The sequence below is a fragment of the Bradyrhizobium sp. McL0616 genome, from assembly GCF_049993385.1.
In the GTDB taxonomy this organism is placed as follows: domain Bacteria; phylum Pseudomonadota; class Alphaproteobacteria; order Rhizobiales; family Xanthobacteraceae; genus Bradyrhizobium.
The window spans coordinates 111,418-136,093 of record NZ_CP188255.1; the positions used below are offsets into that span (position 1 = coordinate 111,418).

Genomic DNA, 24,676 nt, shown 5'->3' on the forward strand with positions numbered 1-24,676 from the left:
GACAGCGGCCCGCCAACTAGCCAAGTGAAACACCGCTTTTCAGACATCCCAGGATTCCTCTGCCGTGGCCAAGTCCGAACTCGGAACCAAACGCATTTGCCCGACTACGGGCAAGAAGTTCTACGACCTCAACAAGACCCCGGTGATCTCGCCCTATACTGGCGAAGTCGTGCCGATCGCGCCTGTGGCGCCGGCCCGTGCGACCCGCGGTGCCGAACCCCGGCACGCGCCGGCCGCCGCCGCCGACACGCCGGAGCCGGCAGAGGTCGAGGAGGTCTCGCTCGAGGAGGCCGACGCCGAAGAGAACACCGGCAAGGTCAAGGCCGTCGTGCCCGAATCCGAGGAGGATATCGAAGCCGACGAGACCATCGATGACGACGATGACGATGATTCGACCTTTATCGCCGACGACGAAGAGGGCGATGAGGACGTCACGGACATCATTGGTGATGTCGGGGGCGATGAAGAGACTTGAGATCAGCCCTGATCTGTGAAAAAGGGTGCACCGCGCGAGTCACCAGGCTCGCCGGTCGGGAGTGATCCACCAGGGTCATCCCGTTTAAGGACTACGGGGCCATAGCTCAGCTGGGAGAGCGCTTGCATGGCATGCAAGAGGTCGGCGGTTCGATCCCGCCTGGCTCCACCACGCTTCGCCCTTCGGGCTACGCGTGGCGCAGCCGCGCAGAGCCCGAAGTGTGAAGCGTGGTGTCCGGCGAAGCCCGAAGGGCGAAGCCGGGCCTCTTACAAACTCCCCTACTCCCCGATCACTGCATTGAGCCGGTCGCGCAGCGCGACGATCTCGTCTTTCATCGCGATCAGCTCCGACACCGAGCAGTCCGACGCCGCCAGGATCGAGTGCGGCACGGCGCGCGCCTTTTCCTTCAGCGCGTGGCCCTGGGAGGTCAGCGCGATCAGCACCTGGCGCTCGTCCTCGCTCGAACGCGTACGCTTGACCAGATGGGCGGCCTCGAGCCGCTTGAGCAAGGGCGTCAGCGTACCCGAATCGAGAAACAGCTTTTCGCCGATGTCCTTGACCGCCACGTCGTCGCGCTCCCACAGCACCAGCATCACCAGATATTGCGGATAGGTCAGGCCGAGCCGTTCCAGCAGCGGCTTGTAGACGCGGTTGAACGCATGCGCGGCCGAATAAACCGCGAAGCAGATCTGATTGTCGAGCCGCAGCGGGTCCACCGCGGATTGTTTCCGAGCCATGTTCGATCTCGCGAGATTCCTCTCACCATTCTGGGACCTGGCGGCCGCCTATTCAATTGCGAACAATTAAATGTGAGGCGCCATAATTTCGATTGCGCACAATCTAATTGTTTGCGATATAGATCGCACCCCAACCGGAACCCAGGGAGACGAAAATGTCCGTGAACGTCCTCTACAAGACCAGCGCAAAAGCCACCGGCGGCCGTGACGGCCATGCTGCGACCCTCGACGGCGCGCTCGACGTCAAGCTCACCACGCCGAAGGAGCTCGGCGGCGGCGGCGGCGCCGGCAACAATCCCGAGCAGCTGTTTGCGGCAGGCTACGCCGCCTGTTTTATCGGCGCGATGAAGTTCGTGTCCTCGCAGGGCGGACCGAAGGTCCCGGCTGACGCCTCTGTCACCTCGACCGTCGGCATCGGCCCGCGTTCGGCCGGCGGCTTCGGTCTCGACATCGATCTCGCCGTCTCGCTGCCGGGCCTGGCCCGCGCGGAAGCCGAGGCGCTGGTCGAGAAGGCGCACCAGGTGTGCCCGTATTCCAACGCGACGCGCGGCAATGTCGACGTCCGCCTGACGGTCGTCTGATCGGAACAGCGGATTGGCTGGCCCGGGATCCCCCTCGGGCCGGCCGCTTCCGTTTGATTTGCCACGCTACGGCATGCGGCGCGCGCCCCGCATAACGCCCTACGCGACAAGCCATTGCTGGCTTGGACGAACCTCGCTAGGCCTGTGCGCAATGATCGACACAGGGGAAGCAAAGGCATGACTGAAGCCGCATTGGGCGCAATGAGCGGACTGCGCGTCATCGATCTCACGCGCGTGCTCGGCGGTCCCTACTGCACCCAGATCCTCGCCGACCATGGCGCCGACGTAATCAAGGTCGAGCCGCCGGCGGGCGACGAGGTGCGCGACTGGGGCCCTCCCTTCCATGAGGAGGACGCGGCCTACTTCGTCGGCATCAACCGCAACAAGCGCTCGATCGGCCTCGACCTCGCCTCCGAGGGCGGCCGCACAGTGCTGCTCAAGATGCTGGAGACGGCCGACGTCCTGATCGAGAATTTCAAGCCGGGCACGCTGGAGAAATGGGGCATCGGCAACGACGTGCTGAGCAAGACATTTCCGCGCCTCGTGCATTGCCGGATCTGCGGCTTCGGTGCCGACGGCCCGCGCGGCGGCAATCCCGGCTACGACGCCATCATCCAGGCCATGACCGGCATGATCGCAGCGACCGGCTCGCCCGAGAGCGGACCGATGCGGATCGGCGTGCCGCTGGTCGACATCACCACCGGGCTTTACGCGGCGATCGGCATCCTGATGGCGCTGTCGGAGCGGCAGCGCTCCGGCAAGGGCCAGTTCCTCGAGACCACGCTGTACGAGACCGGCCTCGCCATCATGCATCCGCACACCGCGAACTATTTCATGCATGGCAAGCCCCCTAGCCTGACCGGCAACGAGCATCCCAATCTCGTTCCCTACGCGATCTTCCCGACCAAGACCGACAACATCTTCATCGGCGTCGGCAATGACGGCACCTTCCGCAAGCTCGCCAACGAGATCGGCAAGCCCGAGCTCGGCACCGATCCGCGCTTTGCCCGCAACAAGGACCGCATCGCCAATCGCGAGGCGCTGCGCGCCGAGCTTGCCGCGGTGTTCAGCCAACATGAGGCCGAGCCGCTGTGCAATCGCCTGCTCGCCGCCGGCCTGCCCGCAGGCCCCGTGCAGAAGATCGACCAGGCGCTGACCAACCCGCACACGATCGCCCGCGGCGATGTCATCGAGAAGGATTGGTACAAGGGCGTCGCATCGCCGATCCGGCTCGATCGCAGCAAGCCGAGCCTGCGCCGCCTGCCGCCGAAATTCAGTCAGCACGCCCAGGAGGTGCTGGGCGAGTTCGGCTACTCCAAGGCGGAGATCGACGCGATGGTCGAGAAGGGCACGGTCTGCGGGCCTGAGCGCAAGCGCTAAGGCCCCCACCTCCGCATCCACCGAGCAATGCCGCACTGCGGCGCGGGCACTGGCGTGCACCGCGAACGGATGACGCTGCCCGCGTCGCGTTCGCCTATTTGACGACTTCCCTTTTGCCGCGCTTGCCGCTTTCGTTTCGGCCGCTTACACAGTCATGTGAACGTCATATGGCGCTGCTAGCGCAAGCGATCTTTTTGACGGCCAAGGGAGGTTTACTTGATGGCTCTTCGACACTTTGGGGCGGCTGCCGCATTTGCAATCACGGTTGGCATCGGCGTCTCGCCGGCCCTGGCCGTGACTGAAATCCAGTGGTGGCACGCGATGACCGGCGCCAACAACGACGTCATCGTCAAGCTCGCCACCGACTTCAACGCGTCGCAGAGCGACTACAAGGTCATCCCGACCTACAAGGGCAACTATCCTGACACGATGAACGCAGGCATCGCCGCGTTCCGCGCCGGCAACGCGCCGCACATCATGCAGGTGTTCGAAGTCGGCACCGCGACCATGATGGCCGCGACCGGCGCCGTGAAGCCCGTCTACAAGCTGATGGCAGACGCCGGCGAGAAGTTCGATCCGAAGAACTATCTGTCCGCGATCACCGGCTACTACTCGACCTCGAAGGGCGAGATGCTGTCGTTCCCCTTCAACTCGTCGTCGACCGTGATGTGGGTCAATCTCGACGAGCTGAAGAAGGCCAATATCGAGATCCCGAAGACCTGGCCCGAAACGTTCGAGGCTGCCAAGAAGCTCCACGACAACGGCCATCCGACCTGCGGCTTCTCCGGCTCCTGGGTGACCTGGGTCAATCTCGAGCAGCTCTCCGCCTGGCACAACGTGCCGCTCGCCAGCAAGGCCAACGGCCTCGACGGCTTCGACACCGTGCTCGAGTTCAACGGGCCGCTCCAGCTCAAGCATCTCGAGAAGCTGGTCGAGCTGCAGAAGGACAAGATCTACGACTACGCCGGCCGCACCAACACCGGCGAAGGCCGCTTCACCTCGGGCGAGTGCGCGATCTACCTGACCTCGTCGGCGTTCTTCGGCAACGTCAAGGCGCAGGCCAAGTTCAACTTCTCCGCCGTGCCGATGCCATATTATCCGGACGTCAAGGGCGCGCCGCAGAACTCGATCATCGGCGGCGCCTCGCTCTGGATCATGGGCGGCAAGTCGGCCGACGAATACAAGGGCGTCGCGAAGTTCCTGACCTTCCTCTCGGACACCGATCGCCAGGTCTACATCCACAAGGCTTCGGGCTATCTGCCGATCACCAAGGCGGCCTACGCCAAGGCGAAGGAAGAGGGCTTCTACAAGGACCAGCCTTATCTCGAGACCCCGCTGATCGAGCTGACCAACAAGGAGCCGACCGACAATTCCCGCGGTCTGCGCCTCGGCAACATGGTTCAGCTGCGTGACGTCTGGTCGGAAGAGATCGAGCAGGCGCTGGCCGGCAAGAAGACTGCCAAGCAGGCGCTCGATGCCGCTGTCGAGCGCGGCAACACGATGCTGCGTCAGTTCGAAAAGACCGCAGTGAAGTGAGGCAATGAGCGGCGGGCAGCGATCTCGCAGCCTGCCGCTCTGCTGACATCATGCAAAAGCAAGCCATTTTCCAAGCAAAGTTGTTGCCCTACGCGCTGGTTGCCCCGCAACTCGCGATCGTCCTGGTTTTTTTCTATTGGCCGGCCGGGCAGGCCGTCATCCAGTCCTTCCTGCTGCAGGACGCCTTCGGCCTCTCGACGAGCTTCGTCTGGCTCGACAATTACGTCGATCTGTTCAGGGACGCCGCCTATTTCGAGGCGGTCGTTCGCACCTTCGTCTTCTCGTTCGCCATCGCGATCTCGTCGCTGTCCTTCGCGCTCTTGCTCGGCGTGATGGCGGACAAGCCGCTGCGCGGCTCGATGCTCTACCGCACGCTGCTGATCTGGCCCTATGCGGTCGCACCGCCGGTGGTCGGCGTGCTCTGGATTTTCATGCTGCATCCCTCGCTAGGCGTGCTCGCGCGTTATCTTCGCGCCGCTGGTGTCGACTGGAACCCGCTGCTCGACGGCAACCAGGCCGCTGGGCTGATCATCCTCGCCGCAGCCTGGAAACAGATCTCCTATAATTTCCTGTTCTTCCTCGCAGGCCTGCAAGCCATTCCGAAGAGCGTGTTCGAGGCCGCCGCTATCGACGGCGCACGCCCGATGCGGCGATTCTGGACCGTGACCTTCCCGCTGCTGTCGCCGACCATCTTCTTCCTGCTGGTCGTCAACATCGTCTACGCCTTCTTCGACACCTTCGGCATCATCGACACCATGACCCGCGGCGGACCGGGAACATCGACGGTCACGCTGGTCTACAAGGTCTATACCGACGGCCTGCTCGGCGGCAATCTCGGCAGCTCGGCGGCGCAGTCGGTGATCCTGATGGTCATGGTCATCGTGCTCACGGGAATCCAATTCCGCTTCGTCGAACGCAAGGTGACCTACTGATGGTCGAAGAAGAGGGCTTTCGGCGCTACGCTGCCCACGCCATTCTGTGGATCGGCATCGCGATCGTCGCGTTCCCGGTCTACATCGCCATCGTCGCCTCGACCCAGGACAACGCGCTGATCGCCAACGGCCAGATGTCGCTGCTGCCGGGCGGGCATTTCTTCGAGGTCTACTACCAGACCATCTTCGTCGGCACGAGCGGCTCGACGCGCGAGCCGGTCGGCAACATGATGCTGAACTCGCTGGTGATGGCGCTGTTGATCGCGGTCGGCAAGATCGCGATCTCGATCATCTCGGCCTATGCGATCGTCTATTTCCGCTTTCCGTTCCGGATGCCGATCTTCTGGATCATCTTCATCACCTTGATGCTGCCGGTCGAGGTGCGCATCTATCCGACCTACAAGATCGTTGCCGATCTGCACATGCTCGACAGCTATGCGGGCCTCGCGCTGCCGCTGATCGCATCGGCCACCGCGACGCTCTTGTTCCGCCAGTTCTTCATGACCGTGCCGGACGAGCTGCTGGAAGCCTCGCGCATCGACGGCGCCGGTCCCTTGCGCTTCTTCTGGGATACGCTGTTGCCGCTGTCGCGCACCAACATGGCGGCGCTGTTCGTGATTCTCTTCATCCTCGGCTGGAATCAATATCTCTGGCCGCTGCTCATCACCACCCGCGACGACATGCAGACCATCCAGGTCGGTATCCGCAAGATGATCACCACCACCGACGCACTGACCGAATGGCCGGTGGTGATGGCGACCGCGGTGCTGGCCATGCTGCCGCCGGTGTTCGTCGTCGTCGCCATGCAGAAATTGTTCGTGCGCGGTCTGGTCGAGACGGAAAAGTAGGTTTTTGGAAGTGAGTTTTCATGGCTAACGTCACCCTGCGCAACGTCCGCAAGACCTATCCCGGCGGCTTCGAGGCCATCAAGGGCGTCAACGTCGATGTCGCCGACGGGCAGTTCTGCGTGCTGGTCGGGCCCTCCGGCTGCGGCAAGTCGACGCTGCTCCGCATGGTCGCGGGACTCGAGACCGTCAGTGGCGGCGAGATCGACATCGGCGGCCGCGTCGTCAACCAGGTCGAGCCCGCCGATCGCGACATCGCGATGGTGTTCCAGAACTACGCGCTCTATCCGCATATGAGCGTCTTCAACAACATGGCCTATGGCCTGCGCAACCGCGGCATGAAGGAGGCCGAGGTCAAGACCCGCGTCGACGAGGCCGCGCGCGTGCTCGAGCTCACGCCGATGCTGGAGCGCAAGCCGCGCCAGCTTTCCGGCGGCCAGCGCCAGCGCGTCGCCATGGGCCGCGCCATCGTGCGCCAGCCGAAAGTGTTCCTGTTCGACGAGCCGCTTTCCAACCTCGATGCCAAACTGCGCATCGCGATGCGCGTCGAGATCCGCAAATTGCAGCGCCGGCTGAGCACCACATCGATCTACGTCACCCACGACCAGCTCGAGGCGATGACGCTCGCCGACGTTCTCGTCGTGATGAATGGCGGCCAGGTCGAGCAGTTCGGCAATCCGCTGGCGATCTACGAGAAGCCGGCGACGACCTTCGTCGCCTCCTTCATCGGCGCCCCGCCGATGAATCTGATGTCGACGCGCTCCGATGAAATCAAATCGCAGCTCAGTGGCAGCGCGACCGAGGCCGGCATCCTCGGCATCCGCCCGGAAGATTTTGTGATCACCGACCAGACTCCGGCCGGCGGCGTCGCATTGCCGCTGACCGTGGAAGCCATCGAGCGCGTCGGCGCCGAGACCTTCATTTACGGTTCCCGCAAGCAGGACGAGCAGCGCATTGCCGCCAATCCCGGCGAATTGCCGCCCGGCGAGGTCATCGTCCGCATTCCCGGCTCCGAGGCGCCGCCGATCGGCCAGAAGATCCGGGTCGCTGCGGTGCGGGCGAAGCTGCATCTGTTCAGCGGCGACGGACGGACGCGGCTCGAGGCCTGAGGCTTTCCGGAACCGGTTCGATCAAAAAACGCGAAAACAACCCCATGCACAGTAGCCGTCAAGGGCCTTTCGGTCATTCCGGGCCCTCAAACGGCGCTGTGCAGGGCTCCCGCTACGTCCTTGAACCCACACGGGGTTATGACCATATTGCTGACCAAGGGGCGCCGTTCAGGGCCCTGAAATGCCAAAGTCGCTTCGAGAGGACTTTGTAAACTATGTCTCGTGTTCCCACGCTTTCCAGTCCGTTCCTTCTGGGCTTCGACGAGATTGAGCGCGTGCTCGATCGCGTCGTCAAAGGCGCCGACGGTTACCCTCCCTACAATATCGAGCGGTGCGACCGATCGGACGGCCAGCCCGAGCGCTTGCGCATCACGCTGGCGGTCGCCGGATTCACCCGCGACCAACTCGATGTAACCATTGAGGAAAACCAGCTCGTCATTCGCGGGCGGCAGCAGGACGACAAGACCCGGCAATACATCCATCGCGGCATCGCCGCGCGCCACTTCCAGCGCACCTTCGTGCTGGCGGAAGGGATGCTGGTGCTGGGTGCGGATCTGAAGAACGGATTGCTGGCGATCGATCTTGCCCGACCTGAACCGGAGAGGATCGTTAAGACAATCGCTATCAATGAGCACGAATAATGGAACGAGTAGCGGACTCGACCGCTTAGTTTCTTTGAAGGAGTCGAGACCATGAGTGAAGGTCACGTTGCGTTCGAATACGAAGCCAAGAACGTCTCGCCGGAGACGCTGGCAACCCTCGGCGAAGGTCATATCGCCTATGTGAAGCAGATCCGTTCCGAGGACGTGCCCGGCCTGTTTCCGGAAGCGCCGAAGATTGCGCCCGGCCTCAAGCTGTTCGCGCTCCACGCCGCCGACGGCACGCCGATCATGCTGACCGACAGCCGCGAAGCCGCAGTCGCCAACGCCTGGAGCAACGAGCTGCAAGCCGTCAGCGTGCACTGAGCACGCGCACGTCGCACGAATAGAAATTTGACGGGCATGCCTTCGCACGATGGCCTGCCCGTTTTTATTTTGAGTGATGAAGTTTCCGCGCTGTCATCGCGAGGAGCTCTTGCGACGAAGCAATCCAGAGTCTTTCCACGGAAAGATTCTGGATTGCTTCGCTGCGCTCGCAATGACGGTGTTGAGAGAACTACGCTCGCAGTGACGATCAGGCCGCGGTTGCAGGCGGCAGCGCAAGCACCGAATAGATCGCCTGGGCATCGCGCGAGGCGCGGAGCTTCTTGGCGATGTCCTGGTCGCGCAACAGGCGGGCGATGCGGGCGAGTGCCTTGAGGTGGTCGGCGCCGGCGCCTTCCGGAGCCAGCAGCAGGAAGACGAGATCGACCGGCTGGCCGTCCATCGCCTCGAAATCGATCGGGCGATCGAGACGGGCGAACAGGCCAAAAATCTTTTCCAGCTTGGGCAGCTTGCCGTGAGGAATGGCGACGCCGTAGCCGACCGCGGTGGTGCCGAGCTTTTCGCGCTGGAGCAGCACCTCGAACACGGCGCGCTCGTTTTGCCCGGTCAGCTCGGCGGCTTTGGCCGCGAGTTCCTGGAGCGCCTGCTTCTTGTTGTTGACCTTCAATGCCGGGAGAATCGCCTCGGGCGCGACCAGATCGGTAATCGGCATGGAAGTTTTCCGAGGTGAATTAAAACCGTCAGGTTCCGAATTGGCCAGCTTGGAAACAACCTCGCCGGGCCGGCGTCAAGAAGATGAAGCAGAAGGGGGACTTAGCCCCGGTCTTGATGTGGGGCGCTTCTACTCCAACGCAATCCCGGTGCCAACTCCCGCGTGCGGCTTTGCCACGGTCATTGTTAAGGCTGCGGATGGTACGGGGCGCCCTAGCCGCCCGATTTGCCGCCCGGCGGGTCGATCCAGCCGACGTTGCCGTCGGCCCGGCGGTAAATAATGTTCACCCGGCCCGATGAGCCGTGCTGGAATACCAGGCAGGGCGCCCCGCTGAGGTCGAGTTCCATGACGGCTTCGCTGACCGACAGCTGCCTCAGGGAGGTGGTGGCCTCTGCGATGATCACGGGGCTGTAGCCGGTGACTTCGCCCTCGTCCTCACCCTCGCCCGGGGCCTCCAGCACGTAGCTGGTGGCGTCGAGCGCGGCCAGCGCCGCGGAGGCCACATGGGCCTTGCGGGCCGAGCGGTCCTTGAGCCGGCTCTTGTAGCGCTTGAGCCGCTTCTCGATCATCAGGAGCGCCTGGTCGGCGCTGGCATAAGCGTCGGCCGCGTTCGAATCGGCCTCCAGCGAAATGCCGGAATCGAGGTGCAGCGCACAGTCGGTGCGGAAGCCGAAGCCGTCCTTGCTCAGCGTGATGTGGCCGGAATAATTGCCGTCGAAATATTTACGCAGGATCTCTTCGGTCCGGTCGGCAACGCGGCCGCGCAGGGCCTCGCCGACGCTGACGCTTTTTCCCGAAATTCGAAGAGTCATGTGATGCCTCGCTTGGTTTAAGTGCCCAGCTTGGATCGGTCGCGATGGGAGGGTGAGAGTAGCGCGATTTCGCGCCAGCGCAATCAGGCCAGCTCGGTGTTGCGGGAGCGATCGGACATTGCGGTGGAGAGGACGTTACCAAGAGCGCTCTGCTTGTCGCGACGGCGTTGCACCGAAGAGGGAATGCGCATGGCTTCGCGGTACTTCGCGACCGTGCGTCGGGCAATATCAATGCCCGAGGTGCGCAACCGTTCCACGATGGTATCATCCGACAGGATCGCGGCAGGCGCTTCCGAATCGATCAGCTGCTTGATGTGGTGACGCACGGCTTCCGCTGAATGCGCCTCACCGCCGTCGGCAGAGGCGATCGAGGCCGTGAAAAAATATTTCAACTCGAATGTGCCACGATTTGTCGCCATGTATTTGTTGGCGGTGACGCGCGACACTGTGGATTCATGCATCTGGATGGCGTCGGCGACGGCCTTCAGATTAAGTGGCCGCAGATGCGCCACGCCATGGGTGAAGAAGCCGTCCTGCTGGCGCACGATTTCCGTTGCAACCTTCAGGATGGTGCGGGCGCGCTGGTCGAGCGCGCGCACCAGCCAGGTCGCGTTCTGGAGCGCGTCGGTGAAATAGGATTTGTCGCCGTCCTTGCCGATCTTCTTCGACAGCTGGGAATAATAAGTCTGGTTGACCAGCACGCGCGGCAAGGTGTCGCTGTTGAGCTCGACATGCCAGCCGCCATCCGGACCCGGGCGGACATAGACGTCCGGCACCATGGTCTGAAGCCGCGCCGAGCCGAACTTCATGCCGGGCTTGGGATTGAGACGGCGGATTTCGCCGATCATGTCGGCGATGTCTTCGTCGTCGACGCCGCAGAGCTTGCGCAACGCGCCGACGTCGCGCTTGGCGAGCAGATCGAGATGCTCGACGAGGGCCTGCATCGCCGGATCGTAACGGTCGAGCTCGCGCAGCTGGATCGCCAGGCATTCGCTCAAATTGCGCGCACAGACGCCGGGCGGATCGAATTTTTGCAGCACGGCAAGAACGGCCTCGACGTCCGCTTGCGAGGCGCCAAGCCGCTCGGCAGCCTGGCCGAGATCCGGCGGCAGATAGCCGGCCTCGTCGACGAGATCGATCAAATACTGCCCGATCATGCGCTGCGCCGGGCCAGTGAAGGCGACCGACAGCTGCTCGGCGAGATGGTCGCCGAGGGTCATTTCGGCGGCGACGAAGGCTTCGAGATTGTAGTTCTCGTCCCCGGAGGCGCCGCCGCCCCATTCGGTATAGGTGGTCGGCGCCGCGTCCTGCGCGTTGCGCGCCGCTGCCTCGGCAGGTTCCTCGGAAAAGACGTTGTCCAGGCCCGTGTCCAGGGTCTGCTCGATCTCGGCGCGGGTGCCGAGATCCTTGCTCATCCATTCTTCCTGGCCGGGCTCGAAGGCCTCGCCGGGACCGCCGCCCGGCTCGTCATTGTGGCCACCGTCGGAATCGTTGAACTGGCCGGCCTCCGCCTGGGCTTCGCCCGCGGGCGGCTCGTCATTGGCCCGTTCCAGCAGCGGGTTACGCTCGAGCTCTTCCTCGACGAAAGTCGTGAGATCGAGATTGGACAATTGCAGCAGCTTGATCGCCTGCATCAACTGCGGCGTCATGACCAGCGACTGCGATTGCCGGAACTCTAATCTCTGCGTAAGCGCCATGAAGCAAGAACCGATCCCTAAAAGTTGGTCCGATTTTTGCTTATCCTAGTCCACGCCCGATGTACACGCCTTGACGAATTGGAAAAAAGGGCTAGAGGCGGAATTCCTCGCCGAGGTAAAGGCGCCTGACGTCCGGATTATTGACGATCTCATCCGGGTTGCCCTCGGTCAAGATTTCACCGGCATAGACGATATAGGCGCGGTCGGTGAGGCCGAGCGTCTCGCGGACATTGTGGTCGGTGATGAGCACGCCGATGCCGCGGTTGGTGAGATGGCGGACGAGGTCCTGGATGTCGCCCACCGCGATCGGATCGATGCCGGCGAAGGGTTCGTCGAGCAGCATGTAGTTCGGGCGTGTCGCCAGCGCGCGCGCGATCTCGACGCGGCGACGCTCACCGCCTGACAGCGCAATCGACGGCGATTTACGCAGGCGCGTGATGTTGAATTCGTCGAGCAGCGCATCGAGCTGTTGCTCGCGCTTCTTGCGCGAGGGCTCGACCACTTCAAGCACGGCGCGAATGTTCTGTTCCACGGTGAGGCCGCGGAAGATCGAGGCTTCCTGCGGCAGATAGCCGATGCCGAGCCGCGCGCGCTGGTACATCGGCAGCTTCGTGACGTCGTGGCCGTCGAGCTCGATCGCGCCGCGATCGGGCTTGATCAGGCCGGTGATCATGTAGAACACGGTGGTCTTGCCGGCGCCGTTCGGACCGAGCAGGCCGACCGCTTCGCCGCGCCGCACATAGATGCTGACGCCGCGCACGACCTGGCGGCTGCCGAAACTCTTTTCCACGCTATGCACAGCCAGGAATCCCGGCCGCTTCAAAAGCTGCGGACCGCCCGTGCCGTTGGTCTTGGCACTGGACTTGGCTTTGGCCTGGGGAGGCGGAGCCGCCGGCTGGCGCGACCGCGACGGCGCCTCGACACCATACGGGTCCGGTGCCTGAGCGGGCTGGTCACGGGCGATCGGCGGCGCGTCCCGCACCGGGCTGGTCAGGAGGCCGCCGACGCTATCGGTCAGCGCGGTGATGTCCTGACGCGCAAATCCTGGCCGGCCGCGCTTGGCGGGGCGCCGACGGAACATGCTGAATAAATCGACCATCCCCGCCTGTCTCAAGCCTTTCACGGTAGTCCTGCCCGGGTGACGTGCGCGATCCGCCGCATCGGAGCGATTCGCCGACGCAGCATGAGTGAAAGGATGTCTCATGCCCAGTGAAACACCCCGATTAAGCGGCGGACCCCGCTTCGAAAGCCCGTTGCGGTAGATACAGTCTTGTCGGGCCGGCTTCAACCTCGCGGCGGCAAATTATTAAATAACCCTTTGATTTACTTAGGCTTACCCGGAATTAACGAAGGGACTGCGGGGCCGGAGCCAGGGGTCGCGGGCGTCCCGCATTTGCCGTTCTGTCCCTCCTTGGACTGAACGAACAGGCCCTGCACCCTGCCGCTCTCGGACTCCACGCGCGAGACGCCGGTGGTCATGTCGACCAGGAGACGGTCGCCGCGCAGCACGTTCTGGCACTGGGTCAGGACCACCTGGCCGCCCGAGCCGCCGAGCATGGTGATGAGGTTGGTCTTGGTGTCGAATACGGCGGTATCGCCGGTCACCACCTGATCCTTCTGCGTGACCACGACATTGCCGCGCGCTTCCAGCCGCTTGATCGACGAGGCGCCGCCGGGTCCCGGCGTCGCCGACTGTATCGGAGCCGCCTTCGCGCCCTTTGCGGGCGCGGCTTGCGCAGGTGCGGCCGGCTTGTCGCCACCCGATTCGTAGAACACCACCAGCGTCTTCGAGGTCATGGTGGTGTCGCCCTGCACGACCTTCACATTGCCGGAGAAGGTCGCCTCCTTCTTCTTGTCGCGCATCTCGAGCGTGGCGGCATCGATCTGGATCGGCTGGTCGCGGTTCTGCGAAAAACCCTGCATCGCGTTAGGAACGCCCTGCATCGTGCTCTGTGCGAACGCTGCACCCGTCGCAGTCAGCGCGACGCCGACGACAAACGCGACTGCGCGGACTGCGGCGCGCCGCTTGTCCTGGTTGCGCGGGAAAAAATCGGCCATGAAAATCATTTTGAATTCGCAGACTTGTTCTTTGACTTCGGCGGCGGCGCCGGCTGTTCGACAGGCGCAGCCGCGGCGTCATCCGTGCTGATCTTGTCCAGATGCATCACGACATTGCCCTCGAAGCGAATGACGTCGCCGCCTTCGGTAATGCGCAGACGGTCGGCGGTGAGCGTGCCGTTGGTGAGCTTGACGTCGACATGCTCGTCCGACGAGACCGTGCCCTTGGCCATGTCGACGAAGGCCGAGTTCAGCCGCGCCTCATAGCCGGTCGAGGTGCGCAGGAAGATGTCCTTGTGCAGGTCGAGCTGCTGTTGCTTGTTGTCGAACCGGCCGGTGCGGGCATCGAGGAACAGGAGCGATTGATCCTCCATCAGGACCTTCGCGCGCAGATCCGTAAGATCGACATGATCGGGATCGGTGATGTCCTGCGTCGCGGTCTTGGCCCAGAGCTCATAGGGCCGCTGGTCCGGCGTGAAGCCGGACATATGCGGCGATTCCATCGTGATCTTGGTGCCCGTCACCACGAGATTTCCGGAATCGAGCTTCAAAGGAATCTTGAAGGGGTTGAGGAAGGTCGAGACGGCGACGATCGAGGCCATGGCCACAACCACCGTCACCGGCACCGCGACACGCAGAATCCGCACCACGCGGCTGTGGCGCGCCGCGCTGGCAAACTTCGCCGCAAGCGCGGCGTCGTAGGTTGAGAACTGGGCCGAGTTCACCGGTACTCCAGGGGCGTCGCTTGCCGTGTTCAGTCGAAAGCTCCGATCGAGGGTGCCCCATTGTACCCGCGACCTCAGGAATATGCAGCCCGCGACAGGCCGTTACGAAAGTGTCCGAAACGGGGCGATCGCCGCAGCCTGGCCGGCGCCGGAAGGGTCAGGAATGCGCGAAAATGTCCTCTTCCTCCCAGCCCTGGAGGTCGAGCAGGGCGCGGGTCGGCAGGAAGTCGAAACAGGCCTTGGCCAGCGCGGTGCGGCCCTCCCGGACCAGCATGGCATCCAGCCGCTCGCGCAAGCCGTGCAGATGCAGCACGTCGGAGGCGGCGTAGGCGAGCTGCGGCTCGGTCAGGCTGTCGGAACCCCAATCGCTGGATTGCTGCTGCTTGGAGAGGTCGACATTGAGCACCTCGCGGACGAGGTCCTTGAGGCCGTGGCGATCGGTATAGGTGCGGGTCAGGCGGGAGGCGATCTTGGTGCAGTAGATCGGCCCCGTCATCACGCCGAACGTCTGGTACAGCACCGCGACGTCGAACCGCGCAAAATGGAAGATCTTGGTGATGGCGGGATTGGCCAGCAGCGCCTTCAGGTTCGGCGCGTCGGTGTGGCCCTTGGGGATCTGCACCACGTCGGCGCTGCCGTCGCCGGGCGAAAGCTGGACCACGCAGAGCCGGTCGCGATGCGGGTTCAGCCCCATGGTCTCGGTGTCGATCGCCACAGCTCCGGTGTAGCGTGTGAGGTCAGGCAGGTCGCCGCGATGCAGGCGTACGGTCATGGCGTTTCAAACCCTCAATCGAATCGATAGCGTTTTCATCATAGGTTAGTCGGGATTGCCCGCGATGTATCCACTGCGGACGGGCCGCGCAAGCGCCGGATGCGAGCCGGGTCAGATCGCCGCTAGCATGATGCAGACCATCGCCGCCACGGTGGTGCGGCTGGCGCCATCGCGGAAGGCGTAGATGATGGGATCGTCGGGCATCTCGCGGCGATGCGCGATCATTAGGGCGCGGCCGAACCAGTACAGCAGCAAGGGCGCGAGCAGCCACAGCATCCAGGGGCGGCTATAGAGAGGCGTCACCGCCGAGGACGACAAATAGAGCGCAAACACGGTGACTGCATTCATGGCACTCGCGGCGGCCATGGCGGCGATGATTTGCAGATCGGTGATGCGGTAGTCGCGGTTGGAGGGATCGGCGAGGCCCGCGCCCTCGCGCATGCTGAGCTCGCTGAAGCGCTTGATCAGCGCCAGCGAGGTGAACACGAACAGCGAGAAGATCATCAGCCATTCCGACAGCATCACGCCGGCCGCAACGGCGCCCGCGCCGATGCGCAAGGAGTAGAGGCCTGCGAGCGTCACCACGTCGACCAGCATCTTGCGCTTGAGCGCCAGCGAATAGGCGATGGTGGTGGCGAGATAGATCGCGAGCACGCCGAGGAAGGTGGCAGAGATGCAGAGGCTGGCGGCAACCGCGAAAGCCCACAGCGCGGGGATCGCAAGCAGCGCGGACGAGATCGGCAAATCGCCCGCCGCGAGCGCGCGATGGCGCTTGGTCGGATGCTGGCGGTCGGCCGCGAGATCGAGCAGATCGTTCATCAGATAGGCGCCCGATGCACAGGCCGAGAACGCGAAGAACGCCAGCAGCGTGGTGCCGAGCGTCGCAAGGTTCATCTGATGCGCGGTGATAACAGGTACGAACACCAACGTGTTCTTGGCATATTGATAGACCCGCAGCGCCTTCGCCCAGGTCTTCCAACTAGAGGTCTTCCAACTAGAGGTCTTCCAACTCGCGCGGCTGTCGCTGCGGTTCTCGATGCGCTCAATGGAGGCGCGATCGAACGGCAGATGATCGCCCGCGGCAAGATCGTCTGGCGCAACGACGCCGTCGAAGCCGAGATGCGCCGCGATGCCGGCGGCATGATCGGCGAAGCGCCCGGCGACGAGATAGATCTTCTCGCCCCGCGCCCGCGCGGCCAGCGCCTGGTTCAGCACATCGGTGTCATAGGGCAGATGGGCATAGTCGATTTCGGCCCGCGCCAGAATATCCGTGAGCGCCGCCATGCCCGGGCGTCCGCCCGCGCCGAAGCGGGCCAGCATGCGGCCGGGGCTCGAGAACAGCGCTTCCATCAGCAGTTCCGAGCGCAGCAGCGCGCCTTCGAGATCGATCACGAGCGCGCGGGCAGGCGCCGCCGTGGCCTGCGGTGCGGCCTCACTTCGATCGTACTGCCAGACGGGCTGCTCCATCCGAAAACGCTCTGACTTACCGCAACATGACCGGCATTCGGCCGGGGAGCAGGAAAATGGACGGCCACGAGCCTAAGGTCCCATTCGCTAAAGGCGGCTTAATTCGGCCGGAAAAGGACGCGCTTCCGCTGCCGGCGGACGGGGCCAGCGCTTCTTGGCCCGTCAGGCTGTTGCACGGATCCCACAATCCGGCGCGCGCTTCGTATGCCAGCGGAACTAGCGCCCTGCGCCCCGTGGAATTCGTCCCGGCCGACCCCATCTGTTGCAAGCTCTCGCGCCCCCGTCCGCCACGAATGAGATGTCATGACCGAACAGACGCTCGCTGCGCCTCTCGACGATCAACAGGACCGCCCGCGCGGCTTTACGCGCTACCAGTCACTGCTCGTCGCGCTGCTCGCGTTTGCGCAGTTCACGATCATTCTCGATTTCATCATCATGTCGCCGCTCGGCGCCATCCTGATGCCCTCGCTCGACATCACGGCCGGGCAATTCGGCGTCGCGGTCTCGGCCTACGCGTTCAGCGCGGGAGCTTCGGGTATTCTGGCCGCCGGCTTTGCCGATCGCTTTGATCGCAAGCGCCTGCTGTTGTTCTTCTATGTCGGCTTCACGCTCGGCACCCTGCTCTGCGCGATGGCGCAGAACTACCATGTGCTGCTGCTCGGCAGGATCGTGACCGGATTGTTCGGTGGCGTAATCGGCTCGGTCGTGCTCGCCATCGTCACCGATCTGTTTCCGCTGCATCTGCGCGGCCGGGTGATGGGATTCGTGCAGACCGCATTCGCCGCGAGCCAGGTGCTCGGCGTTCCGGCCGGCCTGTTTCTCGCCAATCACTGGAGCTGGCATGTCTGCTTCTTTGCGATCGTCGGCCTGTCGATCGTGACGATCGCCGTCATCGCCTTCGCCATGGAGCCGGTCGACGCGCATCTGAAACTGAAGCAGGACAAGAACCCGTTCCACCATCTGGTCGCGACGATCGGAGAGCCGCGCTACACGCTGGCATTCGCCGTGACGACGCTGCTTGCGACCGGCGGGTACATGCTGATGCCGTACTCCAGCGCCTTCACCGTGAACAATATTGGCATCGACATCGTGCATCTGCCGACGATCTATCTCGTCTCCGGCCTGTTCAGCATCGTCACGGGACCGCTGGTCGGCCGCGCCAGCGACGCCTTCGGCAAATATCCGACCTTCGTGTTCGGCTGCGTGATGACCATCATCATGGTGCTGATCTACACCCATCTCGGCCACGTCTCGCTCGCGACCGCGATCACCGTCAACGTGCTGATGTTCGTCGGCATCTTCTCGCGCATGATCCCGTCGCAGGCGCTGATGTCGGCGATCCCCGACCAAAGCCAGCGCGGATCGTTCAGCGCGGTCAGCGCATCACTCCAGCAGCTCTCCGGCGGGCTCGGCTCGGTGCTCGCGGCTGCGATCATCTCGCAACAACCGGACGGCTCGCTGCTCCATTTCGAGCGGATCGGCTACGTCGTCGTCACGACGACGATCATCACCCTGGTCGCGATGTATTTTGTGCAGAAATCGGTGGCGGAGCGGGCTGGGAGGAGTGTGGTCTGAGCGCGGGCGGGCCGATTTAGCCGGCTCAGGGATTTCGCGGCGGGCAATAGCTGGATCGCCGCCCGGCTACCTCCACCGATTGGAAGCAGGTCTACTTGGGAACCAAATCCCGTAAAATGGTGCCCAGGAAAGGACTCGAACCTTCACGGCCGTTAAGCCACTGGCACCTGAAGCCAGCGCGTCTACCAATTCCACCACCTGGGCATGCCGTTTGGGGCACGGAGGCGGTTACTACGGTTCGGTGACGCGGTTGTCAATTCATGCTTGACCCAGGTTTGGGGTTGCGGATTGCGCATCGCAAACCGGCCCGATACAAGCCTGACAAGACACACTCTTCCCGCAGGATTGGACCCCAGGAATGGCTCCCATGGCATCGAATCTGGAAACTCTCGTCACGGTTTTCGGCGGATCGGGGTTTTTGGGCCGGAATGTCGTCCGGGCGCTGTGCCGGCGCGATTACCGGGTCCGGGTCGCGGTGCGGCGGCCGGAGCTGGCGGGCTTCCTCCAGCCCTCCGGCAAGGTCGGCCAGGTCCACACCATTCAGGCCAACCTGCGCTATCCGGCCTCGGTCGAGGCGGCGGTGCGTGATTCGCATGTCGTGATCAATCTGGTCGGCATCCTCACCGAGGGCGGCGCGCAGAGCTTTGACGCCGTGCAGGCCAAGGGCGCCGAGACCGTCGCCAAGGCGGCCGCGGCTGCTGGCGCGCGGCTGGTGCATGTCTCGGCGATCGGCGCCGATGCGGAATCGCCCTCGCACTATGCCAAGGCAAAGGCGGCCGGCGAGGCCGCGGTAATGGCTGCGGTTCCGACGGCGACGATCTTCCGTCCCTCCGTGATATTCGGACCCGAGGACCAGTTCACCAACCGCTTCGCGTCGCTGGCGCGGATGTCGCCGGTGCTGCCGCTGATCGGCGGCGATACGAAGATGCAGCCGGTCTATGTCGGCGACGTCGCGACCGCGATTGCGGATGCCGTCGACGGCAAGGCCAAGGCGGGCGCCACCTACGAGCTCGGCGGGCCGGAAGTGCTGACCATGCGCGAGATCATCGAGGCCATTCTGGTCATCGCCGACCGCAAGCCCGCGCTGATCCCGCTGCCGTTCGGCTTTGCCCGCTTCCAGGCCAACTTCCTGCAATACGCGCCGGGCGCGCTGAAGCTGACGCCGGATCAGGTCACGCTGCTCGCGCGCGACAATGTGGTGTCGGATACGGCAAAGGCCGCTGGGCTGACGCTGGAAGGCCTCGGCATCCCAGCCGATTCGCTGGAAGCGATCGCCCCGCAATATCTCTGGCGTTTTCGCGCGGCAGGGCAATTCCAGCGCAAGAGCGCGTAGACCTCAAAACTTCAGCTTCTTGAACACCGCTTCCGGCAGCGCCTTGATGATGAACATCACGAAGCGCCATTTGCCGCTGACATAGACAATGTCGGTCTTCTTCTCGACGGCTGCGAGAATCGCATCGCCCACCACGGGGGCCTCAACAGTCAGCGGGCCGATCAGCTTCATGCCTTCCGTCATTTTGGTGCGGACGAAGCCGGGCTTCACCGTGACCACGTGCACGCCGCCACGGCTGGCGCGGCCGCGCAGGCCCGACAGGAATGCAGAGAAACCGGCCTTGGCCGAGCCGTAGACATAGTTCGAGGACCGTCCGCGATCGCCGGCGACAGATGACACGCCGACGATGGTGCCATTGCCGCGCGCCAGAAACTTCTCCGCGAACAGGCCGAGGATCAGCGACGGCCCCTCATAGTTCGAGCGCATGATCGTGGTGGCGTGAGCGAGGTCGCTTTCTGCATTCTCCTGCACGCCCAGCAAGCCGACGATCGAGATGACGACATCGGGCAAAGTCGGCAGGCCGCCGACAAAGCCGTCGAACGAGGCGGTGTCGAGCACGTCGAACTTCAGCGTGCTGGCGTCGATGTTGTAGCGGGCGTGCAGATCGGCAACGTCGGGCTCCAGCGCGGCGACGTCGCGCCCGGCGAGGGCGACATCGTATCCCGCTTTGGCAAAGGCGCGCGCGGCGGCGCGGCCGATGTCGGACGAGCCCCCGAGCACCAATACAGTCTTGCGCGACGTCATGGCTTAAACCTCATCAAATAAACGCTGCGAAAGTTTTGAGCGGATGTTGCCCGAGGGATCGAGCGATTTTCGGATCGCGTTGAAACGTTGCAAAGCTGGATAGCCGGCCTCGAAGGTCGCGCGCGACTGCCGCGCGTCTTTTGCGAGATAAAGCCTGCCGCCGGCCGCGACGACGAGGCGGTCGATCTCGTCGAGGAAATTCAGGATGTCGCCCTTCACCGGGAAATCCAGCGCCAGCGTGTAGCCCGGCAGCGGAAACGACAGGATGCCGTCGCCCTGGCCGAGCTTCTTCAGCACCGCGAGGAACGACGCATCGCCGCGCTTCGAGACCCGGTCGAGGATCTCGCCGAGCACCTCGCGCGCGCCCTGCTCCGGAAGCACGCATTGATGCTGGAGGAAGCCGCGCCGTCCATAGATGCGGTTCCAGTCGGCGATGCTGTCGAGCGGAAAGAAATACGGATAGAGCGAGACCACATGGCTGCCGCCGGCGCGCCTTGCACCCAGGCGATAGTAGAGCTCGTTGAAGGCACGGATGCTGTGACGGTTGAGCGTGATCGACGGCAGGTCAACGGGCACGGCGAGCCCGGGATTCCTGCCGACGGGAAATCGAACGGCGCCTTCGGCGAGCTCGTCGGCGCCTGCGTGCTCGCCGAGATAGATCAGCGCGCGGCCGAGGTCGCTGCCGCGCGCAGCGCAATCGATCCACGCCACCGAATAGGTTGCGGAATCGCCCGCATCGAGCGCGCGCATGGCGGCATCGAGATCGGATGCGGAGATGATCCGCTCGCGGATCCAGCCGGTCGCAACGGTGCGCAGCCGCATCGTGGCTTCGAGGATGATGCCGGTCAGGCCCATGCCGCCGATGGTCGCGAAGAAGGCATCCGAATTCTGCTCGCGCGAGACCTCGATGGTGTCGCCCTGCCCGGTGCGCAGCAGAATGCTGTCGACATAACGGCCGAAGCCGCCCTCGCAATGATGGTTCTTGCCATGCACGTCGGCGGCAATGGCGCCACCGACCGAGACGAACCGCGTGCCCGGCACGACGAAGGGCAGGAAGCCGCGCGGGCCAAACGTGTCGATCAGGTCCGACAGCAGCACGCCGGCCTCCAACCGGATGCGCCCGGTTGCCGGATCGAACGACCTGACCCGGTCGAACCCGGTCATCCCAACGGTCCGGATGGCGCCGATACCGGCGTCGCCATAGGCGCGGCCGTTGCCCCGGGCCACAGCACCGCCCATGCCGACAGCTTCGCCCACGGCCTCAAACGACCGCGGCCGCAGCACATCGCTATCGACGACCGGGAAGCGCCCCCAGCCGCTGACGAGGGTCATCGTTCAGCTCCTCTGCAGGGCGTGCACAGCACTGCGTTGGAAACTGCCTACCGGTCAAAAGCTTATTTTACGTTGAGGGGCGTCAGCGAGTTTTCAATGGTTAATGGCCGAGCGCCAGCGCGATCAGGCCGAGCGTGCCGACGATGACGCGCCACCAGGCGAACACCACGAAGCCATGGCGGGTGACGTATTCCAGGAAGCTCTTCACCACGATGATCGCGGTGATGAACGACACCACGAAGCCGATCGCAACGATGCCCATGTGGTCCATCGTCATCTCGGAGCGGTTCTTGTAGAAATCGTAGGCGAACGCGCCGATCATGGTGGGGATGGCGAGGAAGAACGAGAACTCCGCCGCCGCGCGCTTGTCGGCGCCCAGAAACATCGCGGCGACGATGCTGGCACCGGAGCGCGACACGCCCGGGATCATCGCGATGCACTGCGCGATGCCGATATAAAGATACATCAGCAGCGGAAATTTGGTGGCGTCACGCTCGCGCACCTTGAGATCAAGTCGATCGACCCACAACAGGATGGCGCCGCCGACGATCAGCGAGAAGCACACCACCCACGGATTGAACAGCATGCTCTTGATGTATTTGCCGGCGACGAGACCAACGACGACCGCGGGCAGGAATGCCACCAGCACGCCGATCACGAAGCGGCGCGCATAGGCGTCGCCGGTGAACATGCCGATCGCGACGTCCCACAATTTCTTGAAGTACAACACGACGATCGCGAGGATCGCGCCGAGCTGGATCAGAACGGTAAACGAATCCCAGAAGGCACCCTCGCCGAGGCCGAAGAAACGCTCCGCAAGCAGGAGGTGGCCGGTCGAGGAAACGGGAAGGAACTCGGTCACACCCTCGATGATGCCGAGGATCACTGCCCGTATTGTATCTGACATATTTACGGTCCATTTCCGCTGGAAAAGCGGGGCTCTTCTCGCCTATTCGCCTCTTTGCTGCAATCGCAAAATGGGCCACCACGCCCTTGCTTCGCGGTTTTGAAAGACTAGTGTGGCGCCGCACAAACATTGATGGATTCTTAAGCACCATCAAATAGTCAAAGGCTTCATGTTTACGCTGTTCCATCATCCGTTCTGTCCGCATTCGCGTTTCATCCGCCTGATCGCGGGCGAATACGGGCTCGAGCTGAAGCTGGCCGAGGAACGCAGCTGGGAACGGCGCGAGGCATTTCTGCTGCTCAATGCAGCCGGCACCACGCCGGTCCTGGTGGACGACGAACAGTCCCCGATTCCGGGCGCGGCCATCATCGCGGAGTATCTCGACGAGGCCTATGGCGCCGCGTTGGGGCCCAAGCGGCTGATGCCGGAGTCGATCGCCGAGCGTGTCGAGGTGCGCCGGCTGATGGCCTGGTTCAACGAAAAATTCTTCGAGGAAGTCTCGCACCCGCTCGTCACCGAGCGCATCTACAAGCGCTTCATGAGCGAGGAGAACGGCGGCGGCCCGCCCTCGGCCGACGTGATGCGCGCGGCGAAGGCCAATGTGCGCTATCATCTGGCCTATATCGGCTGGCTGGCGCAGACGCGTAACTTCCTTGCCGGCGACCGGCTCACTTACGCGGATCTCGCCGCCGCGGCGCATCTCTCGGCGATCGACTATCTGGGCGACGTGCCATGGAGCGAGGACGACGCGGCAAAGGCGTGGTACGCGCGGGTGAAATCCCGCCCGTCGTTCCGCCCGCTGCTGAGCGAATGGCTGGCCGGCGTGCCGGCGTCGCGGACCTACGTGGACCTGGATTTCTGAACTCCGATCCGTCTGATCTCAAGACTGCGTTGAAGCACGAGGCGCGCGCGCTCGGCTTCGATTGCATCGGCATCACCGAGCCGGGCACGATCGAAAACGCCGGCAGACATTTTCTCGAATTCATCGCCTCGGGCGGCCATGGCGACATGGACTGGCTCGCCGCGCAGCCGGAGCGCCGCGTCGATCCGCGCGGGCTCTGGCAGGACGTGCGCAGCGTTATCATGCTGGGCGTCAACTATGGTCCCGACTCTGATCCGCTCGCGATCCTGCAGCAGCACACGCGCGCGGCGATCTCGGTCTATGCGCAGGGCGACGACTATCACGACCTCATCAAGAAGCGCCTGAAGGCCCTGGCGCGCTGGCTGGTCGCGACCGCTCCAAGCGAGGTCAAGGTGTTCGTCGACACCGCGGCGGTGATGGAGAAGCCGCTCGCGCAAGCCGCGCGTCTGGGCTGGCAGGGCAAACACACCAATCTTGTCTCGCGCGAATTCGGCTCGTGGCTGTTTCTCGGCGCGATCTACACCACGCTCGAACTGCCGCGAGACAGCGCCGAGATCGATCATTGCGGCTCGTGCCAGGCGTGTCTCGACATCTGCCCGACCGCGGCATTCCCCGCGCCCTACAAGCTCGATGCGCGCCGCTGCATCTCCTACCTCACAATCGAGAACAAAGGACCGATCCCGCGCGAGTTTCGCAAGGCCATCGGCAACCGCATCTATGGCTGCGACGATTGCCTCGCCGCCTGCCCCTGGAACAAGTTTGCGCAGGAGGGCCGTGAAGCAAAGCTCGCCGCACGAGAGGAACTGCGCGCGCCTGATCTCGCCGAGCTTGCGCAGCTCGACGACGCCGCGTTTCGCGCGCTGTTCACGAAGTCCCCGGTCAAGCGCATCGGCCGCGACCGTTTCTTGCGCAACGTTCTGATCGCGATCGGCAACTCCGGCGATGCGGCGCTGGCGGAGCAGGCGCGGCGATTGCTGGGCGATGAGAGCGCGCTGGTGCGCGGGGCTGCGGTGTGGGCGCTGAGGCAGATGTTGTCGCGTGAGGAATTTGCAGCGATGAAGACGAGCGCGATTGCCAGCGAGCGCGACGAAAGCGTACGCGAGGAATGGCAAACCGCTTCCTAACTCTCGGTGTCGTGCCCCGCGAAGGCGGGGCATCCAGT

General features: G+C 63.7%; 25 protein-coding genes and 2 tRNA genes. 14 read left to right on the top strand and 13 right to left on the bottom strand.

Annotated elements, in window-relative coordinates:
* Nucleotides 1-64: 64 nt before the first annotated feature.
* Together ACPPVR_RS00485 and ACPPVR_RS00490 are read left to right on the top strand one after the other, a co-directional pair.
* Nucleotides 65-475 carry a TIGR02300 family protein gene (locus tag ACPPVR_RS00485; protein ID WP_426612362.1) on the top strand — a complete coding sequence of 137 codons (411 nt, stop codon included), beginning with the start codon at nucleotides 65-67 and terminating at the stop codon, nucleotides 473-475.
* Nucleotides 476-570: 95 nt separating this feature from the next.
* Nucleotides 571-646 (top strand) — tRNA-Ala (locus tag ACPPVR_RS00490).
* Between the two features lie 107 nt (nucleotides 647-753).
* On the opposite strand, the gene ACPPVR_RS00495 is transcribed toward ACPPVR_RS00490, so the two are convergent.
* The gene (locus ACPPVR_RS00495; protein ID WP_426612363.1) at nucleotides 754-1,212 is read right to left on the bottom strand and encodes a MarR family winged helix-turn-helix transcriptional regulator; all 459 of its coding nucleotides are present in this window, start codon (nucleotides 1,210-1,212) and stop codon (nucleotides 754-756) included.
* 155 nt (nucleotides 1,213-1,367) lie between these two features.
* Between ACPPVR_RS00495 and ACPPVR_RS00500 the strand changes: the two genes are divergently transcribed.
* From ACPPVR_RS00500 to ACPPVR_RS00535, 8 genes are all read left to right on the top strand, one after another.
* Nucleotides 1,368-1,793, top strand: a complete 426-nt coding sequence (locus ACPPVR_RS00500) for an organic hydroperoxide resistance protein (protein WP_426612364.1) — start codon at nucleotides 1,368-1,370, stop codon at nucleotides 1,791-1,793.
* Nucleotides 1,794-1,970: 177 nt separating this feature from the next.
* Nucleotides 1,971-3,173, top strand: a complete 1,203-nt coding sequence (locus tag ACPPVR_RS00505; RefSeq protein WP_426612365.1) for a CaiB/BaiF CoA transferase family protein — start codon at nucleotides 1,971-1,973, stop codon at nucleotides 3,171-3,173.
* Nucleotides 3,174-3,392: 219 nt separating this feature from the next.
* Nucleotides 3,393-4,709, top strand: a complete 1,317-nt coding sequence (gene ugpB / locus ACPPVR_RS00510) for a sn-glycerol-3-phosphate ABC transporter substrate-binding protein UgpB (protein WP_426612366.1) — start codon at nucleotides 3,393-3,395, stop codon at nucleotides 4,707-4,709.
* A 50-nt stretch (nucleotides 4,710-4,759) separates the two neighbouring features.
* Nucleotides 4,760-5,641 carry a sn-glycerol-3-phosphate ABC transporter permease UgpA gene (ugpA, locus tag ACPPVR_RS00515; protein ID WP_426612367.1) on the top strand — a complete coding sequence of 294 codons (882 nt, stop codon included), beginning with the start codon at nucleotides 4,760-4,762 and terminating at the stop codon, nucleotides 5,639-5,641.
* On the top strand, nucleotides 5,641-6,489 hold the full coding sequence (ugpE, locus tag ACPPVR_RS00520) for a sn-glycerol-3-phosphate ABC transporter permease UgpE (RefSeq protein WP_426612368.1): 849 nt from the start codon (nucleotides 5,641-5,643) through the stop codon (nucleotides 6,487-6,489). Before ugpA ends, ugpE begins: the two co-directional genes overlap by 1 nt.
* A gap of 20 nt (nucleotides 6,490-6,509) precedes the next feature.
* Complete coding sequence (locus ACPPVR_RS00525) at nucleotides 6,510-7,595, top strand: sn-glycerol-3-phosphate import ATP-binding protein UgpC (protein WP_426612369.1); 1,086 nt, start codon at nucleotides 6,510-6,512, stop codon at nucleotides 7,593-7,595.
* A gap of 215 nt (nucleotides 7,596-7,810) precedes the next feature.
* Nucleotides 7,811-8,236 carry an Hsp20 family protein gene (locus ACPPVR_RS00530; protein ID WP_045004840.1) on the top strand — a complete coding sequence of 142 codons (426 nt, stop codon included), beginning with the start codon at nucleotides 7,811-7,813 and terminating at the stop codon, nucleotides 8,234-8,236.
* A 51-nt stretch (nucleotides 8,237-8,287) separates the two neighbouring features.
* Complete coding sequence (locus tag ACPPVR_RS00535; protein WP_011083553.1) at nucleotides 8,288-8,560, top strand: DUF1150 family protein; 273 nt, start codon at nucleotides 8,288-8,290, stop codon at nucleotides 8,558-8,560.
* A gap of 208 nt (nucleotides 8,561-8,768) precedes the next feature.
* Here the strand turns inward: ACPPVR_RS00535 and ptsN are convergent, their stop codons facing one another.
* The 8 genes from ptsN to ACPPVR_RS00575 all read right to left on the bottom strand — a co-directional run bounded on the left by ptsN (nucleotide 8,769) and on the right by ACPPVR_RS00575 (nucleotide 16,761).
* A complete protein-coding gene (gene ptsN, locus ACPPVR_RS00540) occupies nucleotides 8,769-9,230 on the bottom strand; it encodes a PTS IIA-like nitrogen regulatory protein PtsN (RefSeq protein WP_426612370.1) in 462 nt (153 codons plus the stop codon).
* Between the two features lie 212 nt (nucleotides 9,231-9,442).
* Nucleotides 9,443-10,042 carry a ribosome hibernation-promoting factor, HPF/YfiA family gene (gene hpf / locus ACPPVR_RS00545; protein ID WP_426612371.1) on the bottom strand — a complete coding sequence of 200 codons (600 nt, stop codon included), beginning with the start codon at nucleotides 10,040-10,042 and terminating at the stop codon, nucleotides 9,443-9,445.
* Nucleotides 10,043-10,125: 83 nt separating this feature from the next.
* On the bottom strand, nucleotides 10,126-11,739 hold the full coding sequence (rpoN, locus tag ACPPVR_RS00550; RefSeq protein WP_426612372.1) for an RNA polymerase factor sigma-54: 1,614 nt from the start codon (nucleotides 11,737-11,739) through the stop codon (nucleotides 10,126-10,128).
* A gap of 91 nt (nucleotides 11,740-11,830) precedes the next feature.
* Nucleotides 11,831-12,838 carry an LPS export ABC transporter ATP-binding protein gene (gene lptB, locus ACPPVR_RS00555; RefSeq protein WP_426612373.1) on the bottom strand — a complete coding sequence of 336 codons (1,008 nt, stop codon included), beginning with the start codon at nucleotides 12,836-12,838 and terminating at the stop codon, nucleotides 11,831-11,833.
* Between the two features lie 224 nt (nucleotides 12,839-13,062).
* Nucleotides 13,063-13,806, bottom strand: a complete 744-nt coding sequence (locus ACPPVR_RS00560; protein WP_426612374.1) for an LptA/OstA family protein — start codon at nucleotides 13,804-13,806, stop codon at nucleotides 13,063-13,065.
* Complete coding sequence (gene lptC, locus ACPPVR_RS00565; RefSeq protein WP_426612375.1) at nucleotides 13,803-14,522, bottom strand: LPS export ABC transporter periplasmic protein LptC; 720 nt, start codon at nucleotides 14,520-14,522, stop codon at nucleotides 13,803-13,805. Before lptC ends, ACPPVR_RS00560 begins: the two co-directional genes overlap by 4 nt.
* A 157-nt stretch (nucleotides 14,523-14,679) precedes the next feature.
* Nucleotides 14,680-15,294 carry a ribonuclease D gene (locus ACPPVR_RS00570; protein WP_200514134.1) on the bottom strand — a complete coding sequence of 205 codons (615 nt, stop codon included), beginning with the start codon at nucleotides 15,292-15,294 and terminating at the stop codon, nucleotides 14,680-14,682.
* 111 nt (nucleotides 15,295-15,405) lie between these two features.
* Nucleotides 15,406-16,761 (bottom strand): UbiA family prenyltransferase, encoded by a 1,356-nt coding sequence (locus ACPPVR_RS00575; RefSeq protein ID WP_426612376.1) that lies wholly within the window; start codon nucleotides 16,759-16,761, stop codon nucleotides 15,406-15,408.
* A 303-nt stretch (nucleotides 16,762-17,064) separates the two neighbouring features.
* On the opposite strand from ACPPVR_RS00575, the gene ACPPVR_RS00580 reads away from it, so the two are divergent.
* Entirely contained in the window at nucleotides 17,065-18,336 is a 1,272-nt protein-coding gene (locus ACPPVR_RS00580) for an MFS transporter (RefSeq protein ID WP_426612377.1), read from the top strand.
* 117 nt (nucleotides 18,337-18,453) lie between these two features.
* Here the strand turns inward: ACPPVR_RS00580 and ACPPVR_RS00585 are convergent.
* Nucleotides 18,454-18,540: transfer RNA gene (locus ACPPVR_RS00585), tRNA-Leu, on the bottom strand.
* Nucleotides 18,541-18,703: 163 nt separating this feature from the next.
* On the opposite strand from ACPPVR_RS00585, the gene ACPPVR_RS00590 reads away from it, so the two are divergent.
* The gene (locus tag ACPPVR_RS00590) at nucleotides 18,704-19,669 is read left to right on the top strand and encodes a complex I NDUFA9 subunit family protein (protein ID WP_426612378.1); all 966 of its coding nucleotides are present in this window, start codon (nucleotides 18,704-18,706) and stop codon (nucleotides 19,667-19,669) included.
* 3 nt (nucleotides 19,670-19,672) lie between these two features.
* Here ACPPVR_RS00590 and ACPPVR_RS00595 read toward each other — a convergent pair whose 3' ends face one another.
* From ACPPVR_RS00595 to ACPPVR_RS00605, 3 genes are all read right to left on the bottom strand, one after another.
* A complete protein-coding gene (locus tag ACPPVR_RS00595) occupies nucleotides 19,673-20,413 on the bottom strand; it encodes an SDR family oxidoreductase (protein ID WP_426612379.1) in 741 nt (246 codons plus the stop codon).
* Between the two features lie 3 nt (nucleotides 20,414-20,416).
* Nucleotides 20,417-21,745: an FAD-binding oxidoreductase gene (locus ACPPVR_RS00600; RefSeq protein WP_426612380.1), complete on the bottom strand. Its 1,329-nt coding sequence runs from the start codon at nucleotides 21,743-21,745 to the stop codon at nucleotides 20,417-20,419.
* A 100-nt stretch (nucleotides 21,746-21,845) separates the two neighbouring features.
* Entirely contained in the window at nucleotides 21,846-22,652 is an 807-nt protein-coding gene (locus ACPPVR_RS00605; RefSeq protein ID WP_426612381.1) for an undecaprenyl-diphosphate phosphatase, read from the bottom strand.
* A 169-nt stretch (nucleotides 22,653-22,821) separates the two neighbouring features.
* On the opposite strand from ACPPVR_RS00605, the gene ACPPVR_RS00610 reads away from it, so the two are divergent.
* Nucleotides 22,822-23,514, top strand: coding sequence for a glutathione S-transferase family protein (locus ACPPVR_RS00610; protein ID WP_426612382.1), 693 nt, complete (start codon nucleotides 22,822-22,824; stop codon nucleotides 23,512-23,514).
* On the top strand, nucleotides 23,463-24,638 hold the full coding sequence (gene queG / locus ACPPVR_RS00615; protein ID WP_426612383.1) for a tRNA epoxyqueuosine(34) reductase QueG: 1,176 nt from the start codon (nucleotides 23,463-23,465) through the stop codon (nucleotides 24,636-24,638). Before ACPPVR_RS00610 ends, queG begins: the two co-directional genes overlap by 52 nt.
* Nucleotides 24,639-24,676: the final 38 nt, after the last annotated feature.

What these genes read in the sequence shown, in the direction of transcription:
- ACPPVR_RS00495 (WP_426612363.1), bottom strand. Translation starts at nt 1,212, where the DNA reads ATGGCTCGGAAACAATCCGCGGTGGACCCGCTGCGGCTCGACAATCAG.
- ACPPVR_RS00500 (WP_426612364.1), top strand. Translation starts at nt 1,368, where the DNA reads ATGTCCGTGAACGTCCTCTACAAGACCAGCGCAAAAGCCACCGGCGGC.
- ACPPVR_RS00505 (WP_426612365.1), top strand. Translation starts at nt 1,971, where the DNA reads ATGACTGAAGCCGCATTGGGCGCAATGAGCGGACTGCGCGTCATCGAT.
- ugpB (WP_426612366.1), top strand. Translation starts at nt 3,393, where the DNA reads ATGGCTCTTCGACACTTTGGGGCGGCTGCCGCATTTGCAATCACGGTT.
- ugpA (WP_426612367.1), top strand. Translation starts at nt 4,760, where the DNA reads ATGCAAAAGCAAGCCATTTTCCAAGCAAAGTTGTTGCCCTACGCGCTG.
- ugpE (WP_426612368.1), top strand. Translation starts at nt 5,641, where the DNA reads ATGGTCGAAGAAGAGGGCTTTCGGCGCTACGCTGCCCACGCCATTCTG.
- ACPPVR_RS00525 (WP_426612369.1), top strand. Translation starts at nt 6,510, where the DNA reads ATGGCTAACGTCACCCTGCGCAACGTCCGCAAGACCTATCCCGGCGGC.
- ACPPVR_RS00530 (WP_045004840.1), top strand. Translation starts at nt 7,811, where the DNA reads ATGTCTCGTGTTCCCACGCTTTCCAGTCCGTTCCTTCTGGGCTTCGAC.
- ACPPVR_RS00535 (WP_011083553.1), top strand. Translation starts at nt 8,288, where the DNA reads ATGAGTGAAGGTCACGTTGCGTTCGAATACGAAGCCAAGAACGTCTCG.
- ptsN (WP_426612370.1), bottom strand. Translation starts at nt 9,230, where the DNA reads ATGCCGATTACCGATCTGGTCGCGCCCGAGGCGATTCTCCCGGCATTG.
- hpf (WP_426612371.1), bottom strand. Translation starts at nt 10,042, where the DNA reads ATGACTCTTCGAATTTCGGGAAAAAGCGTCAGCGTCGGCGAGGCCCTG.
- rpoN (WP_426612372.1), bottom strand. Translation starts at nt 11,739, where the DNA reads ATGGCGCTTACGCAGAGATTAGAGTTCCGGCAATCGCAGTCGCTGGTC.
- lptB (WP_426612373.1), bottom strand. Translation starts at nt 12,838, where the DNA reads ATGGTCGATTTATTCAGCATGTTCCGTCGGCGCCCCGCCAAGCGCGGC.
- ACPPVR_RS00560 (WP_426612374.1), bottom strand. Translation starts at nt 13,806, where the DNA reads ATGATTTTCATGGCCGATTTTTTCCCGCGCAACCAGGACAAGCGGCGC.
- ACPPVR_RS00570 (WP_200514134.1), bottom strand. Translation starts at nt 15,294, where the DNA reads ATGACCGTACGCCTGCATCGCGGCGACCTGCCTGACCTCACACGCTAC.
- ACPPVR_RS00575 (WP_426612376.1), bottom strand. Translation starts at nt 16,761, where the DNA reads ATGGAGCAGCCCGTCTGGCAGTACGATCGAAGTGAGGCCGCACCGCAG.
- ACPPVR_RS00580 (WP_426612377.1), top strand. Translation starts at nt 17,065, where the DNA reads ATGACCGAACAGACGCTCGCTGCGCCTCTCGACGATCAACAGGACCGC.
- ACPPVR_RS00590 (WP_426612378.1), top strand. Translation starts at nt 18,704, where the DNA reads ATGGCATCGAATCTGGAAACTCTCGTCACGGTTTTCGGCGGATCGGGG.
- ACPPVR_RS00595 (WP_426612379.1), bottom strand. Translation starts at nt 20,413, where the DNA reads ATGACGTCGCGCAAGACTGTATTGGTGCTCGGGGGCTCGTCCGACATC.
- ACPPVR_RS00600 (WP_426612380.1), bottom strand. Translation starts at nt 21,745, where the DNA reads ATGACCCTCGTCAGCGGCTGGGGGCGCTTCCCGGTCGTCGATAGCGAT.
- ACPPVR_RS00605 (WP_426612381.1), bottom strand. Translation starts at nt 22,652, where the DNA reads ATGTCAGATACAATACGGGCAGTGATCCTCGGCATCATCGAGGGTGTG.
- ACPPVR_RS00610 (WP_426612382.1), top strand. Translation starts at nt 22,822, where the DNA reads ATGTTTACGCTGTTCCATCATCCGTTCTGTCCGCATTCGCGTTTCATC.
- queG (WP_426612383.1), top strand. Translation starts at nt 23,463, where the DNA reads ATGGCTGGCCGGCGTGCCGGCGTCGCGGACCTACGTGGACCTGGATTT.